General features: G+C 72.4%; 14 protein-coding genes. 11 read left to right on the top strand and 3 right to left on the bottom strand.

What is annotated here, in order from left to right:
• The 9 genes from rhlB to B351_RS0101550 form a co-directional block, all read left to right on the top strand.
• The coding region (rhlB, locus tag B351_RS0101590; RefSeq protein ID WP_026010227.1) for an ATP-dependent RNA helicase RhlB at positions 1-253 on the top strand (253 nt) is incomplete at its 5' end.
• A 150-nt stretch (positions 254-403) separates the two neighbouring features.
• Positions 404-1,090 (top strand): cell division ATP-binding protein FtsE, encoded by a 687-nt coding sequence (gene ftsE / locus B351_RS0101585; protein ID WP_019397309.1) that lies wholly within the window; start codon positions 404-406, stop codon positions 1,088-1,090.
• Positions 1,087-2,037, top strand: coding sequence for a permease-like cell division protein FtsX (ftsX, locus tag B351_RS0101580; RefSeq protein ID WP_019397308.1), 951 nt, complete (start codon positions 1,087-1,089; stop codon positions 2,035-2,037). The genes ftsE and ftsX overlap by 4 nt, the downstream gene beginning before the upstream one ends.
• Positions 2,037-2,861, top strand: coding sequence for a response regulator (locus B351_RS0101575; RefSeq protein ID WP_019397307.1), 825 nt, complete (start codon positions 2,037-2,039; stop codon positions 2,859-2,861). Before ftsX ends, B351_RS0101575 begins: the two co-directional genes overlap by 1 nt.
• A gap of 33 nt (positions 2,862-2,894) precedes the next feature.
• Complete coding sequence (ung, locus tag B351_RS0101570) at positions 2,895-3,635, top strand: uracil-DNA glycosylase (protein ID WP_019397306.1); 741 nt, start codon at positions 2,895-2,897, stop codon at positions 3,633-3,635.
• A gap of 97 nt (positions 3,636-3,732) precedes the next feature.
• Positions 3,733-4,107, top strand: a complete 375-nt coding sequence (locus B351_RS0101565) for a hypothetical protein (protein WP_019397305.1) — start codon at positions 3,733-3,735, stop codon at positions 4,105-4,107.
• Positions 4,104-4,817: a pirin family protein gene (locus B351_RS0101560; protein ID WP_019397304.1), complete on the top strand. Its 714-nt coding sequence runs from the start codon at positions 4,104-4,106 to the stop codon at positions 4,815-4,817. The genes B351_RS0101565 and B351_RS0101560 overlap by 4 nt, the downstream gene beginning before the upstream one ends.
• A gap of 179 nt (positions 4,818-4,996) precedes the next feature.
• Complete coding sequence (gene rpoH / locus B351_RS0101555; protein ID WP_019397303.1) at positions 4,997-5,875, top strand: RNA polymerase sigma factor RpoH; 879 nt, start codon at positions 4,997-4,999, stop codon at positions 5,873-5,875.
• 126 nt (positions 5,876-6,001) lie between these two features.
• Positions 6,002-6,625 carry a trimeric intracellular cation channel family protein gene (locus B351_RS0101550; RefSeq protein ID WP_019397302.1) on the top strand — a complete coding sequence of 208 codons (624 nt, stop codon included), beginning with the start codon at positions 6,002-6,004 and terminating at the stop codon, positions 6,623-6,625.
• Between the two features lie 9 nt (positions 6,626-6,634).
• Here the strand turns inward: B351_RS0101550 and B351_RS0101545 are convergent, their stop codons facing one another.
• Positions 6,635-7,927: an NAD(P)/FAD-dependent oxidoreductase gene (locus B351_RS0101545; RefSeq protein WP_026010226.1), complete on the bottom strand. Its 1,293-nt coding sequence runs from the start codon at positions 7,925-7,927 to the stop codon at positions 6,635-6,637.
• A 23-nt stretch (positions 7,928-7,950) separates the two neighbouring features.
• Positions 7,951-9,261: an MFS transporter gene (locus B351_RS0101540; RefSeq protein WP_019397300.1), complete on the bottom strand. Its 1,311-nt coding sequence runs from the start codon at positions 9,259-9,261 to the stop codon at positions 7,951-7,953.
• A gap of 89 nt (positions 9,262-9,350) precedes the next feature.
• Between B351_RS0101540 and B351_RS0101535 the strand changes: the two genes are divergently transcribed.
• Positions 9,351-10,103, top strand: a complete 753-nt coding sequence (locus tag B351_RS0101535; protein WP_019397299.1) for an NYN domain-containing protein — start codon at positions 9,351-9,353, stop codon at positions 10,101-10,103.
• A 13-nt stretch (positions 10,104-10,116) separates the two neighbouring features.
• Here B351_RS0101535 and B351_RS0101530 read toward each other — a convergent pair whose 3' ends face one another.
• The gene (locus tag B351_RS0101530; RefSeq protein ID WP_026010225.1) at positions 10,117-12,342 is read right to left on the bottom strand and encodes a primosomal protein N'; all 2,226 of its coding nucleotides are present in this window, start codon (positions 12,340-12,342) and stop codon (positions 10,117-10,119) included.
• Between the two features lie 445 nt (positions 12,343-12,787).
• On the opposite strand from B351_RS0101530, the gene B351_RS16025 reads away from it, so the two are divergent.
• On the top strand, positions 12,788-13,528 hold a 741-nt coding region (locus B351_RS16025; protein ID WP_156810393.1), incomplete at its 3' end, for a hypothetical protein.

Raw genomic sequence — 13,528 nt, 5'->3', positions numbered from 1 at the left:
GCCGGTCGAGGGCAACGAGGTCCCGGCCGTGGCCGGCGAGGGCGAGCGCGCCCCGCGCAAGCGCCGTCGCCGCCGTCGCGGCAAGCCGGTCGACGGTGCGGTGCAGGCCGGCGACCAGGCCAATCCGTCCGCGGTGCCGGCGATCCGCCAGTCGGCCCCGTCGGTACGTGGTCCCGTGCCGGCCCAGGAGCCCAAGCGCGAGTCCCTGCTGGGCCGCATCGGCCGCAAGCTGCGTTCGCTGGTCGGCGGCTGATCCGTCGCCCCGCGCGGGCGGCGCTTCGCTGCATCCCGTATCCCCGGTCGTGGCCGCCACGTCCGGGGATACGTGCGTCTGGAGCCACGATTCCTGCCGGCCGTCGCCGTCGCGGTCGCTTCGCCGTGCGCGCCCCCGCATAATCGCGGCATGACCGTCCTGCGATTCGAAAACGTCAGCAAGCAGTACCCCGGGGGGCACCAGGCGCTGGTCGATGTCAGCTTCGGCGTGGACGAGGGCGAGATGCTGTTCGTCACCGGCCATTCCGGCGCCGGCAAGAGCACCCTGCTCAAGCTCATCCACCTGTCCGAACGCCCCACCCGCGGCGCGGTGCTGCTGGGCGAGCGCAACCTGCAGCGCGTGCGTGGCGGCAAGGTCGCCCTGCACCGGCGCCAGGTCGGCGTGGTCTACCAGGACCACCGCCTGCTGACCGACCGCACCGTCGGCGAGAACGTGGCCCTGCCGCTGATCCTGCGCGGCCCCCGCCGCGCCGAGATCGGCAAGCGGGTGCGCTCGGTGCTCGAACGCATGGGCCTGGGCCACCGCGAGAAGGCGTTGCCGACCCAGCTGTCGGCCGGCGAGCAGCAGCGCGTGGGCATCGCCCGGGCGATCATCGCCGAGCCGCCGCTGCTGGTGGCCGACGAACCGACCGGCAACCTCGACCCGACCCTCGCCGCGGAGATCATGGCCCTGTTCGCCGGGCTGCCCGAGCGCGGCACCAGCGTGCTGGTGGTCAGCCACGACCTGGCCCTGCTCAAGCGCATGCGCAAGCGGGTGCTGGTGCTGGACCACGGTCGCCTGGTCGACGACATCTCGCCGAAGGACCTGGCCGAATGAGCACCGCGAAGAAGGCGACCGCCCCCTCCGCGCCCTCGCGCCTGCGCGTGTGGTTCGACCAGCACCTGCACAGCCTGGCCTTCAGCGCCGGCCGCGCCGCGGGCAAGCCCTGGGCGACCCTGCTGACCGTGGCGGTCATGGGCCTGGCCCTGGCGCTGCCGCTGGGCCTGTCGATCGTGATGGACAACCTGCGCCACTTCGCCGGCAGCGTGCAGCAGTCGCGCGAGATCAACGTGTTCCTGAAGCAGGACGTGGCCATGCCGGCGGCGTCCATGCTGGCCGGGCAGCTGCGCGGCCGCGCCGGGGTGGCCGCGGTCGAGTTGCGCAGCCCCGAGCAGGGCCTGGCCGAGCTGCGCGAAGCCGGCCTGGGCGAGGCGATCGACGCGCTGGGCGACAACCCGCTGCCGGCACTGCTGGTGGTCACCCCCGCCGCGGAGGCCGACGAGGCCCGGCTGGCGGCCGAGCTGGAGGCGCTGCCGCAGGCCGACCTGGTGCAGCACGACGCGCTCTGGCGGCAGCGCCTGGATGCCTGGCTGCGCTTCGGCCAGCGCGTGGTCCAGGTGCTGTCGGTGCTGCTGGGCCTGGGCGCGCTGCTGGTGGTCGGCAACACCGTGCGCCTGGACATCCAGTCGCGGCGCGAGGAGATCGGCGTGCTGCAGCTGCTGGGCGCCAGCGACGGCTTCATCCGCCGCCCGTTCCTGTACCTGGGCGCCTGGTACGGCCTGGGCGCCGGGGTGCTCGCGCTGGGCCTGATCGCCGCCGCCGGCGCCGCCCTGGGCGGGCCGCTGGCCGCGCTCAGCCAGAGCTACGGCAGCCGTTTCGCGCTGCAGGGACTGGATGCCTTCCACTCCGCGATGGTATTGGTGGGCACCGTCCTGCTGGGGTGGCTGGGGGCCTGGGCGGTCACCGGCCATTTCCTGCGCCAGACCCGTCCCACGGAGACCTGATGGCCTCGCACGACCTGAAATACCTGATCCGCGACAACCCCAGGGTGATGGTCGCCGATGGTTCCAAGCTGGTACGCAAGCTGATTGCCGACGTGCTGGTGCGCGAACTGCCGGGCGTTGAAGTGGTGGGCTGTTCCAGCATCGAGGAGGCGCGCGAGGCGCTGGAGGCCGGCCCGGTCGACCTGGTGACCACCGCGCTGTCGCTGCCGGACGGCGACGGCATGGAGCTGGCGCGCAGCGTGCGCGCCGCGGCCCAGGCCTACGTGCCGATCATCGTGGTCTCCGGCGACGCCCAGCAGCACCTGGTCGAGCGCCGCTTCACCGAATACGTCACCGACTACTTCGACAAGTCGCTGGGCCACGAGGCCCTGGTCGAGTTCATCCGCGGCTACGTGCAGCCGCAGCCGATCGCCGGCGCGCGCGTGCTCTACATCGAGGACAGCCGGGTGGTGGCCGAGGCCACCAAGCGCATGCTCGAGCGCCAGCAGCTGGAGGTGGTGCACGTGCTCACCGCCGAGGAGGCGTTCGCGCTGCTGACCGCCGAGTCGCTGGGCCGGGTGCCGCGCATCGACCTGGTGCTGACCGACGTGACCCTCAAGGGCGAGCTGAGCGGCCGCGACGTGGTCGAGCGCATCCGCATCGACTTCGACTACGGCAAGCGCCGCCTGCCGGTGCTGGTCATGACCGGCGATGCCAACCGCCACAACCAGTCCGAGCTGCTGCGCGCCGGCGCCAACGACCTGGTGCAGAAGCCGATCGAGGAACGCCTGCTGGTCACCAAGGTGCTGTTCCAGCTGCGCCTGGCGCGGCTGGAAGACCGCTAGCGGCGCGCCGCGCGGCAGGAGATGCAGTCCCCCATGGCCGACGAACCCGTCATCCGCCTCGAGCCGTCCTGGAAGGCGCGCATCGGCGACTGGCTGCTGCGCCCGGAGATGCGCGAGCTGTCGGCGTTCCTGCGCCAGCGCAAGGCCGCCGGGGTGCAGGTGTATCCGCCCGGGCCACGCCTGTTCGCCGCGTTCGACGCCACCCCGTTCGACCAGGTCAAGGTGGTGATCCTGGGCCAGGATCCGTACCACGGCCCGGGCCAGGCCCATGGCCTGTGCTTCTCGGTGCTGCCGGGGGTGCCGGTGCCGCCGTCGCTGGAGAACATCTTCAAGGAGATCGGCGACGAGCTGGGGCTGCCGCGCCCGGACCACGGCTGCCTGCTGCCCTGGGCGCGGCGCGGGGTGCTGCTGCTCAACGCCGTGCTGTCGGTGGAACAGGGCCGTGCCGGCTCGCACCAGGGCAAGGGCTGGGAAGGCTTCACCGACCACGCCATCGAGACCCTGGCGCGCGAGCGCGAGGGCCTGGTGTTCATGCTCTGGGGCAGCTACGCCCAGGCCAAGGGCCGGATCATCGATTCCCGCCGCCACCGGGTGCTGAAGGCCCCGCACCCCTCGCCGCTGTCGGCCTATCGCGGCTTCTTCGGCTGCGGCCACTTCGCCGCGGCCAACGAGTATCTGGTCCGCCGCGGCCAGGCACCGGTGGACTGGTCGCTGCCGCCGCGGGCCGAGGTCGAGGTCATGCTGCGGGCCGAAAAGTCATCAGTAGAACAATAAGTATTCCATTGGCGGGTTTATCCCGCCGGGGAAAGCAATCATGCTGGCCGCCATCCGGAGCCCCGCTTTCCCCGCGGGGCATCCCCACGAGGCCGCCATGCACCATCTATACGCACTGCTCGCGCGCATCGCCCTGGCCCTGGTGCTGGGCGGCGAGGCCTGGGCCATGCTGGCCGATGCCGGCGCCCTGGCGGGGCTGGCCGGCCTGGCTGCCGCCTTGGCGCTGCTGGCCGGCGCCTGGACCCGGCCGGCGGCGCTGGCGCTGGCCGTCCTCGTGCTGGCGCCGGCCCTGGGCGTGCCCGCCCCGGGCGAACCGCAACAGGTGATCGAGCTGGCGCGCAGCCTGTTCCTGGGCGGCGGCCTGGTGCTGCTGGCGGCGCACGGCGCCGGCGATTTCAGCTTCGATGCCTGGCGCCGCGCCCGCGCCAGCCAGGCCCATCCTTCCCGCCTGCACCCCGGAGGTGCCCATTGATCACCCTGCGCCCGGCCCGCGAACGCGGCCACGCCAACCACGGTTGGCTGGACTCCTGGCACAGCTTCTCCTTCGCCGGCTATTTCGACCCCGAGCACGTGCACTGGGGCCCGCTGCGGGTGATCAACGAGGACCGGGTCGCCGGCGGCCAGGGCTTCGGCACCCACGGCCACCGCGACATGGAGATCATCAGCTACGTGCTGGAGGGCGCGCTGGTGCATCGCGACTCGATGGGCAACGTCGAGCGCATCCTCCCGGGCGAGGTCCAGCGCATGAGCGCCGGCACCGGGGTCACCCACTCCGAGTTCAACCCGGACCCGGAGCGGACCACCCACTTCCTGCAGATCTGGATCCTGCCCGAGCGCACCGGGATCGCCCCCGGCTACGAGCAGAAGCGCTTCGCCCCGGAGGAGAAGCGTGGCCGCCTGCGCCTGCTGGTGTCCCCGGACGGGGCCGAAGGCTCGCTGCGCATGCACCAGGACGCGCGCCTGTACGCGGGCCTGTTCGACGGCGCCGAGCAGGCGCGGCTGGCCCTGGCCCCCGGGCGGCTGGCCTACGTCCACCTGCTTCGCGGCGCCGCCACCGTCAATGGCCAGCGCCTGGCCGCCGGCGACGCCCTGCGCTACCGCGACGAGGCGGAGGTCCGGATCGAGGCCGGCGAGGGCGCCGAGGTCCTGGTGTTCGACCTGCCACCGCTGCCGTCGGAGTGAGACCGGGGTCGCATCCGGGGAACTCACGGCCCCGTGGCGGAGTCTGGGGCATGCTTCCCGGCTCGTCCAAGTGCCTGTTTTCCTTGCGATTCGCTGAACGGAATCGTTCCACCACCGCAATGCTGGGGAACCAGTCCCGGCGTTAGCAGTCCAACCCCCCGATTGCTAAGATGCCTGCCATGACCCAGACCATCCGTTCCACCGCGCTCGTCGCCAACAACCTGCCGGTTCCCAGCCCGCTCGGCTCGCTCGACGCCTACATCAGCGCCGTGCACCAGATCCCGGTGCTGAGCGTGGAGCAGGAACAGGCGCTGGCGCGCCGCTACCGCGACCAGAACGACCTGGATGCCGCGCGCGAACTGGTGCATTCGCACCTGCGCTTCGTGGTGCACGTCGCCCGCGGCTACAACGGCTATGGCCTGCAGCTGGGCGACCTGATCCAGGAAGGCAACATCGGCCTGATGAAGGCGGTCAAGCGCTTCGACCCCGACCTGGGCGTGCGCCTGGTCAGCTTCGCCGTGCACTGGATCCGCGCCGAGATCCACGAGTTCATCCTCAAGAACTGGCGCATCGTGAAGGTCGCCACGACCAAGGCCCAGCGCAAGCTGTTCTTCAACCTGCGCAAGGCCAAGACCCGCCTGGGCTGGATGAACGCCGCCGAGGTCAGCGCGGTGGCGAAGGACCTCAACGTCTCCGAGCGCGAGGTGCTGGAGATGGAGGCGCGCCTGTCCGGCCGCGACATCGGCTTCGACGCGCCCGTCGACGAGGACGAGGACCACGCCCTGCCGTCGCCGGCCGCCTACCTGGTGGCGCACGACGAGGATCCCTCGCAGGCCTACGAGCGCGAGGACAGCGAAGGCCACCAGCTGGAACTGCTGCGCGAGGGCCTGGCCAACCTCGACGCGCGTTCGCGCGACATCATCGCCCGCCGCTGGCTGGACGACGAGAACAAGGTGACCCTGCAGGAGCTGGCCGACGAGTACGGCGTGTCCGCCGAGCGCATCCGCCAGATCGAGGCCAACGCCATGAAGAAGATGCGCGCGCTGCTGGCGGCCTGAAGCCGCCAACCAGCGCGCCACGCCGACGGCCCGGGTTTCCCCGGGCCGTTTTGTTTGCGCGGCGCCGGCATGACACCGCCGCCGGCCGCTGCGATGCTTCCCCTGGATCCCGGGACCTGACACGCCGTGAGCCTGCTCCTGCTGCTGTTCGACCTGCTCGGCACCTTCGTGTTCGCCCTCAGCGGCGGCACCCTCGCGGTGCGCTACCGCCTGGACGTGTTCGGCGTGCTGGTGCTGTCCTGCGCCGCGGCGGTGTCCGGCGGCCTGGCGCGCGACGTGTTGATTGGCGCACAGCCACCGGCGGCGCTGGCCGACTGGCGCTACCTGGCCGTGGCGATGCTTGCCGGCGTGGTGACGTTCTACCGCCACCAGGCCATCGAGCGCATGCGCAACCCGGTGCAGGTGTTCGATGGCGCCGGCCTGGCCCTGTTCGCGGTGCTGGGTACCAGCAAGGCACTGGACTACGGGCTCTCGCCATTTGCCGCGACCCTGCTGGGCATGCTCAGCGGCATCGGCGGCGGCGTGGCCCGCGACGTGCTGGTGGCGCGCATCCCGGTGGTGCTCAAGGCCGAGCTGTACGCGGTGGCGGCCCTGGCCGGCGGCGGCGTGGTCGCGCTGGCCGATGTGTTCGACCTGCCGCGTACGCCGGCGATGGCGGTGGGCGCGCTGGTCTGCTTCGGCCTGCGCTACATGGCCATCCGCCACGGCTGGCATCTGCCGGCGGCGCACCTGCCCGACGACCGCGGCTGAGGAGGAACGCTACGGCGGCGGTGGCGCGCCGGGTTCGCCGCCAGGCTCGCGGCCGAGGATGATCCGCGCCGCGCGCTGGTGGCTCCAGTAGGCCCAGGCCCAGTTGAGCAGCACCACCAGGCGGTTGCGGAAGCCGATCAGGAAGAACACGTGCGCGGCCAGCCAGAACCACCAGGCCAGCACGCCCGACAGCCGCAGGCCGTGGATGTCGACTACCGCGGCCATGCGCCCGATCGTGGCCAGGTTGCCGAAGTCGCGGTAGCGGAACGGCCGCGCGGGCACGCCCTGCAGCCGCGCCTGGATCGCGCGGGCGACATGCCGGCCCATCTGCTTGGCCGCCGGCGCCACGCCCGGTACCGGCGAACCGTCGGCCTGTTTCACCGCGGCCAGGTCGCCGGCCACGAAGATCTCCGGATGGCCCGGTACCGACAGGTCCGGCCCGACCGGCACGCGCCCGGCGCGATCCAGCGGCACGCCCAGCGAGCGCGCCAGCGGCGAAGCGGCCACGCCGGCGGCCCAGACGATGGTGCGTGAACGCACGTAGGTGTCGCCCAGCCGGTAGCCGCCGGCGTCGATACCGGTCACCGGCACGCCGGTGCTGACTTCCACGCCCAGCTTCTCCAGCTGGCGCCGCGCCTTCTGCGAAAGCGCCTCGGGGAAAGAGGCGAGCACGCGCGGTCCGGCCTCGATCAGGCGCACGCGCGCGCTGGCCGGATCGATGTTGCGGAACTGGTCGCGCAGGGTATGGCGCGCGATCTCGGCCAGGGTGCCGGCCAGCTCCACCCCGGTCGGCCCTCCGCCGACGATGGCGAATTCCAGCCAGGCCGCGCGCTCGGCCGGATCGTCGCAGGCCTCGGCGCGCTCGAACGCCAGCAGCAGCTTGCGCCGCAGTTCCAGCGCATCGTCCAGCGACTTCAGGCCCGGCGCGTGCCTGGCCCACTGTTCGTTGCCGAAGTAGGCGTGGGTCGCGCCGGTGGCCAGCAGCAGGTAGTCGTATTGCAACCGGGTTCCATCGGCGAGGGCGACGCAGCGCGCCTGCGGATCGATCGCGTTGGCCTCGGCCAGGCGGATCTCCACGTTGCGCTGGCGGCGCAGGATATGGCGCAGCGGCGCGGCGATATCCGGTGCCGAGAGTCCCGCCGTCGCCACCTGGTACAGCAGCGGCTGGAACAGGTGGTGGTTGCTGCGGTCGACCAGGGTGATGCGCAGCGGCGCCCGGGCCAGCGCGCGGGTGGCCCAGAGCCCGGCGAAGCCGCCTCCGATCACGACCAGATGGGGGCGATCGGGAGGGGCTGCGCTCATGGGGGCTCCGGTGGGGTGGGCCGTCAGGCGGGATCCTGGTCGATGCGCGAATGCCGCCGGGTATCGGGCATCCACAGGTACACCAGCAGCGAGCATGCAATGCAGGCGGTGACGTACCAGTAGAAGCCGCGCTCGATGCCGTGCTGCTTGAACCACAGGGCGATGTATTCGGCGCTGCCGCCGAAGATCGCCACGGTCAGCGCGTAGGGCAGGCCCACGCCCAGGGCGCGGACCTCCACCGGGAACAGCTCGGCCTTCACCACCGCATTGATCGCGGTGTAGCCGCTGACCACCGCCAGCGCCAGCAGTACCAGCCAGAACGCCTCGCCGGCGGTCTGCACCGTCTGCAGGCGGTCGAGGATCGGCACGGTGAGCAGGGTGCCGAGCACGCCGAAGGCGATCAGCACCGGGCGCCGGCCGATGCGGTCGGACAGCGCGCCCACCAGCGGCTGCAGCAGCATGTACACGAACAGCGTGCCGGCGTTGACCCGCGCCGCGCTCTCGCTGGAAAGCCCGGCGCTGTTGACCAGGAACTTGTGCACGTAGGTCGTGTACGTATAGAAGGCCAGGGTGCCGCCCATGGTCAGGCCGACCACGCTCAGCAGCGCACGCGGGTGCCGCAGCAGCAGGCGCAGCGTGCCCTGGCGGCGCTGGTGCGCCGGCGAGCCGTCGGCCTCGCTGCGCACGAACGACTCGGTCTCGAGCATGGTCCGCCGCAGCCATAGCGCCGCCAGCGCGGCCAGGGCACCGATCGCGAACGGGATGCGCCAGCCCCAAGCGCGCAGCTGCTCCGCGTCGAGCAGCTGCTGCAGGGAAAGCAGCACGCCCAGTGCCAGCAGGTGGCCCAGCACCAGGGTCACGTACTGGAAGCTGGACCAGAAGCCGCGGTGCTCGCGGCTGGCCATCTCGCTGAGGTAGGTGGCCGAGGTGCCATACTCGCCGCCGACCGAAAGGCCCTGCAGCAGCCGCGCCAGCACCAGCAGCACCGGCGCGGCGATGCCGATGCTGGCGTAGCCAGGGGTCAGCGCGATCAGCAGCGAGCCGCTGCACATCATCCATACCGAAAGCAGCAGCGCGGCCTTGCGCCCGTGGCGGTCGGCGTAGCGTCCCAGCAGCCAGCCGCCCAGCGGCCGCATCAGGAAGCCGACCGCGAAGATCGCCGCGGTCTTCAGCAGCTGGCTGGTGCGGTCGCCGCCGGGGAAGAACACCTCGGCGAAGTACAGCGAGAACGCCGCGTAGACGTACCAGTCGTACCACTCCACCAGGTTGCCGACCGAGCCGCTGAAGATGCTGCGCAGGCGCCGGGCGGGGGTGAGTTCGCGGGTCGCGGCCATGGGCGGATGATGGCACGGCGGGCGCCGCGTTGGCGGCGCGGCGATCCCCCCTGTGCCAGACTGCCGCCGGTCCACATCGAGGCGCCGCCATGGCCGAACCGGAAAAACGCATTGCCCTGCTGATCGACGCCGACAACGCGCCGGCCTCGAAGATCGACCTGGTCCTGGCCGAGGTGGCGCGCCACGGCGTGGCCAACGTGCGCCGCGCCTACGGCAACTGGAAGAGCCCCAACCTCAAAAGCTGGGAAGCGGTGCTGCACGAGTACGCGATCCGGCCGATCCAGCAGTTCGCCTATTCCAGCGGCAAGAACGCCTCGGACATGGCCATGGTGATCGACGCCATGGACCTGCTGTACGCGCGCAACCTCGACGGCTTCGCCATCGTCTCCAGCGATGCCGACTTCACCCCGCTGGTGATGCGCCTGCTGACCGACGGCATGAAGGTCTACGGCTTCGGCGAGAAGAAGACGCCGATGCCCTTCGTCAACGCCTGCTCAAAGTTCACCTACGTCGAGGCCCTGGGCACGCCGGCCGCCGACAACGGCCAGGCCAGCACCACCGCGCCGAAGGACCCGCAGGAACTGCGCAACGACGCGCGCCTGGTGCAGATGCTGCGCAGCGCGGTGGATGCCGGCAGTGGCGACGACGGCTGGACCCGGCTGGACGTGGTCGGCAGCCAGATCGGCAACCAGGCCTCGTTCGACCCGCGCAACTACGGCTACCGCAAGCTCTCGGACCTGGTGAAGGCCACCGGCCTGTTCGAGATGCGCGAGGAGGGCAAGACCCTGTGGGTGCGCGACAAGCCCCGCCGCCGGGCCCCGGCCCGGAAGAAGGCCGGCTGAGCCGGCGCCGCGCTCAGTACAGGTCCACCGGGTCCACGTCCAGCGACCAGCGTGCGCGACGCGCTTCCGGCAGCGCATACAGCGCCGGCAGCGCGGCATCCAGGCAGGCATGCAGGGCGCCGCGCCGCGCCGAGGACACCAGCAGCTGCATGCGGTAATGGCCGGCGCGGCGCGCCATCGGCGCGGTGATCGGACCGTGCAGCTCGACCTCCGGGGCCTTGCCGCCGGCGAACGCGGCGTCCTCCAGCACGTGCCGCGCCGCGCGCAGGAACGCGCTGGCGGCCTCGACCTGGCCGGCCTCGGCGCGCAGCATCGCCAGGTGCGCATAGGGCGGGAACGCCGCGGCCTCGCGCTGGACCAGCTCGGCCGCGGCGAAGGATTCGTAGCCGCCGTTGATCAGCGCGTGCAGCAGCGGATGGTCGGGGTGGTGGGTCTGCCACCACACCTCGCCGGGCTTGCGCGCACGGCCCGCGCGGCCGGCGACCTGCACCAGCAGCTGGGCCAGCTTCTCGCCGCCGCGGAAGTCGGAGGAGAACAGGCCCTCGTCCACGCCGACCACCACCACCCGGGTGAGGTTGGGCAGGTCGTGGCCCTTGGCCAGGATCTGGGTGCCGACCAGGATGCCGGGCTTGTCGCCCAGTTCGGCCAGCAGCTTCTGCAGGCCGTCGCGGCGCGCGGTGGTGCCGCGGTCGATGCGCAGCACCGGCCAGCCGGCGAAGCGTTCGGCCAGCAGCTCCTCCAGGCGCTCGGTGCCCACGCCCTGCGGCTGCAGCGCCAGGCTGGCGCAGTCCGGGCAGGCCAGCGGGCGCGACTGGCGGTGGCCGCAGTGGTGGCAGACCAGGCGCCCGCCGCCGGCGTGCACGGTCATTGGCGTGGACTGCACCTCGGTACTGCAGCGCGGGCAGTGCGCGCTCCAGCCGCAGTCGTGGCACAGCAGCACCGGGGCGTAGCCGCGACGGTTCTTGAATACCAGCACCTGGCCGCCGTCCTTGAGCGCGGCCTCGACCATCTGCAGGGTCTCCGGCGCCAGCCCGGCCTGCAGCGGGCGCTTGCGCACGTCGAGGATGCGCACGGCCGGCGGGCGCGCATCGCCGGCGCGGCGGCGCAGGCGCAGGTAGCCGTAGCGGCCGGCGCAGGCGTTGTGCAGGGTTTCCAGCGAGGGCGTGGCGCTGCCCAGCAGCACCGGCACGTCCAGTGCCTTGCCGCGCACCAGGGCGAAGTCGCGGGCGTGGTAGCGGATACCGTCCTGCTGCTTGTAGCTGCCGTCGTGTTCCTCGTCGACCACGATCAGCCCGGCCTCCGGCAGCGGGGTGAACACCGCCGAGCGGGTGCCGACGATCACCCGCGCCTCGCCGCGCCAGGCCGCCGCCCATACCCGCGCGCGCTCGCCATCGGCCAGGCCCGAGTGCAGCGCGTGCACCGGCACGCCCAGGCGGGCGCGGAAGCGGGCCAGGGTCTGCGGGGTCAGGCCGATTTCCGGGACCAGCACCAGCGCCTGGCGGCCGCGGGCCAGGCATTCGGCGATGGCGTGCAGGTAGACCTCGGTCTTGCCGCTGCCGGTCACGCCTTCCAGCAGCACCGGGCTGAAGCCGCGCGCGGCCCGCAGGGTGGAGATCGCCTCGGCCTGCTCGGGGTTGGGCTCCGGGCCGGGCTGCGGCGCCGGGGCCATGGCGCTGGCCGGTACCGCGACCCGTTCCACCAGGCCGCGCTTGAGCAGCCCGCGCGCGGCCTCGCGCCAGCCGTCGATCTCCAGTGCCAGGCGGTCCTCGTCCACCGGGCCGTCCTGCAGCAGGGCGGCCAGCCGTTGCGGGCGGGTGCCGCGGCGCAGGCCGGCACTGGCGGTGCGCCCGGCCTCGGTCAGCTGCCAGGCCCAGGCATGGGTGTCCGGCAGCGGCTCGCCGCTGCGCAGCGCGCTGGGCAGGGCGGTGGCCAGGACCTCCCCCAGCGGGGCATGGGTGTAGCGCGCCAGCCAGCGCAGGGAGTCCAGTAGCTCGCCCTGCAGCAGCGGCTCGGGGTCGAGCACGGCCAGGGCCTGGCGCAGGCCGTCGCCGACCTCGGCCGGCCCGACCGCGGCCACCACCCCGACCAGCTCGCGCTGGCCGAACGGCACCCGTACCCGCCGGCCCACGTCGCCGGCGCCGGCGACCGTTCCCGCCGGGGGCAGGTAGTCGAACAGGCGCGGCAGGGGTACCGGCAAGGCGACCCGGAGGCAGTCTGCCGTGGGAGCGGGGAGGGACATGGCGGAAGTCTAAGCGGCCGGGCCGGGTCCCGGTTTGCTGCCCTGCGGCGGATTGCTAGCGTTACCTTTCTAAAGGCTACGTAACTCACCGCCCTGACAGGGGAAACGCCGTTATCCACACGAGCTGTGGATAACCTTGTGCATGAGGCTCTGGCTTCACGCCGCAAATGCGGCCAGAACGGGCACTCGCTCAGGTTGGTCAAAAAAACGCCATCTGAAAAAGTGCTTGTAAATCATGGGTTTGGCCGTGGAACAAAGGTGAAGGTTTGCGGTGCGTCATATCGCCTTGACACGCAAGCCTGTGCGCGCTTGCGCTGTGCACAACCGATCCGGCGCAGGCCGCATAAACACTGGGGGGAGCGCCTGATCGGGCATCCGTCAAGGCGCCATGGCGCGGCCGGGGCGCATATCATCGCGGGCCTGTCGACGCTCCACGGGATCAGAATTGCACCCCCACACCGACGTACCGCCGGCGCTGGCCGCCTTTCTCCGGGGCAGCGAACGCCGCGCATGGGTGTTCCTGTGGCTGCAGGGCGGTGACCCGGACGCGGCCGACCACGCCCTGGCCGGTGCCAGCCGCACGTTTAAGGCCGAGGCCGGGCAGTTGCCGATGGCCGAGTGGCCCGCCCGCTTCTGGCGCTTGCTGGCGACCTGCCCGCTGGAAGCCGGCCCCGGCCACTGGCCGGGTGAACTGGAGGTGCTGGCCGGCCCGGCCCCGGCCGACCGCCGCGCCCTGCTGCTGCGCCTGGCCGGCGGCCTGGACGAGGAGCCGGCCGCCGACGCGCTGGGCATCCCGCTGGAGACCTATCGCGAGCGCCTGGCCGCGGCCTGCCCGCGCGATGCCGCCGGCGAGGTGGACGTGGCCGCCTGGCACCGCCTGGCCCAGGCCATCCAGCACGCCGCGCGCGAACTGCCGGAGAGCCGGCTGGAGCGCATCGCCGCCCTGCGCCAGACCGCGCTCGCCGGCGCGGGCAGCCCGGAGGCCCCGGCCGCCGCGTCGCCCGAGCGCCCGGCGCCGCGGCGTGCCCGGCGTCGGTCGCGGTGGTGGCCGGCGCTGCTGCTCGTGCTGCTGGCCCTGCTGGCCGGTGCCGCGCTGTGGTGGTGGCGACAGCCGGGATCGCCGTTGCCGCCGGCCGCGGACGCCGACGGCGGGCCCGCGGTGGATGACCTGCGGGTGCACGATCCC

It is taken from the genome of Pseudoxanthomonas sp. GW2, assembly GCF_000283075.1.
GTDB lineage: Bacteria > Pseudomonadota > Gammaproteobacteria > Xanthomonadales > Xanthomonadaceae > Pseudoxanthomonas.
The sequence above is the reverse complement of the archived record's forward strand: the minus strand, read 5'-3'. Positions and strand labels throughout refer to the sequence as shown.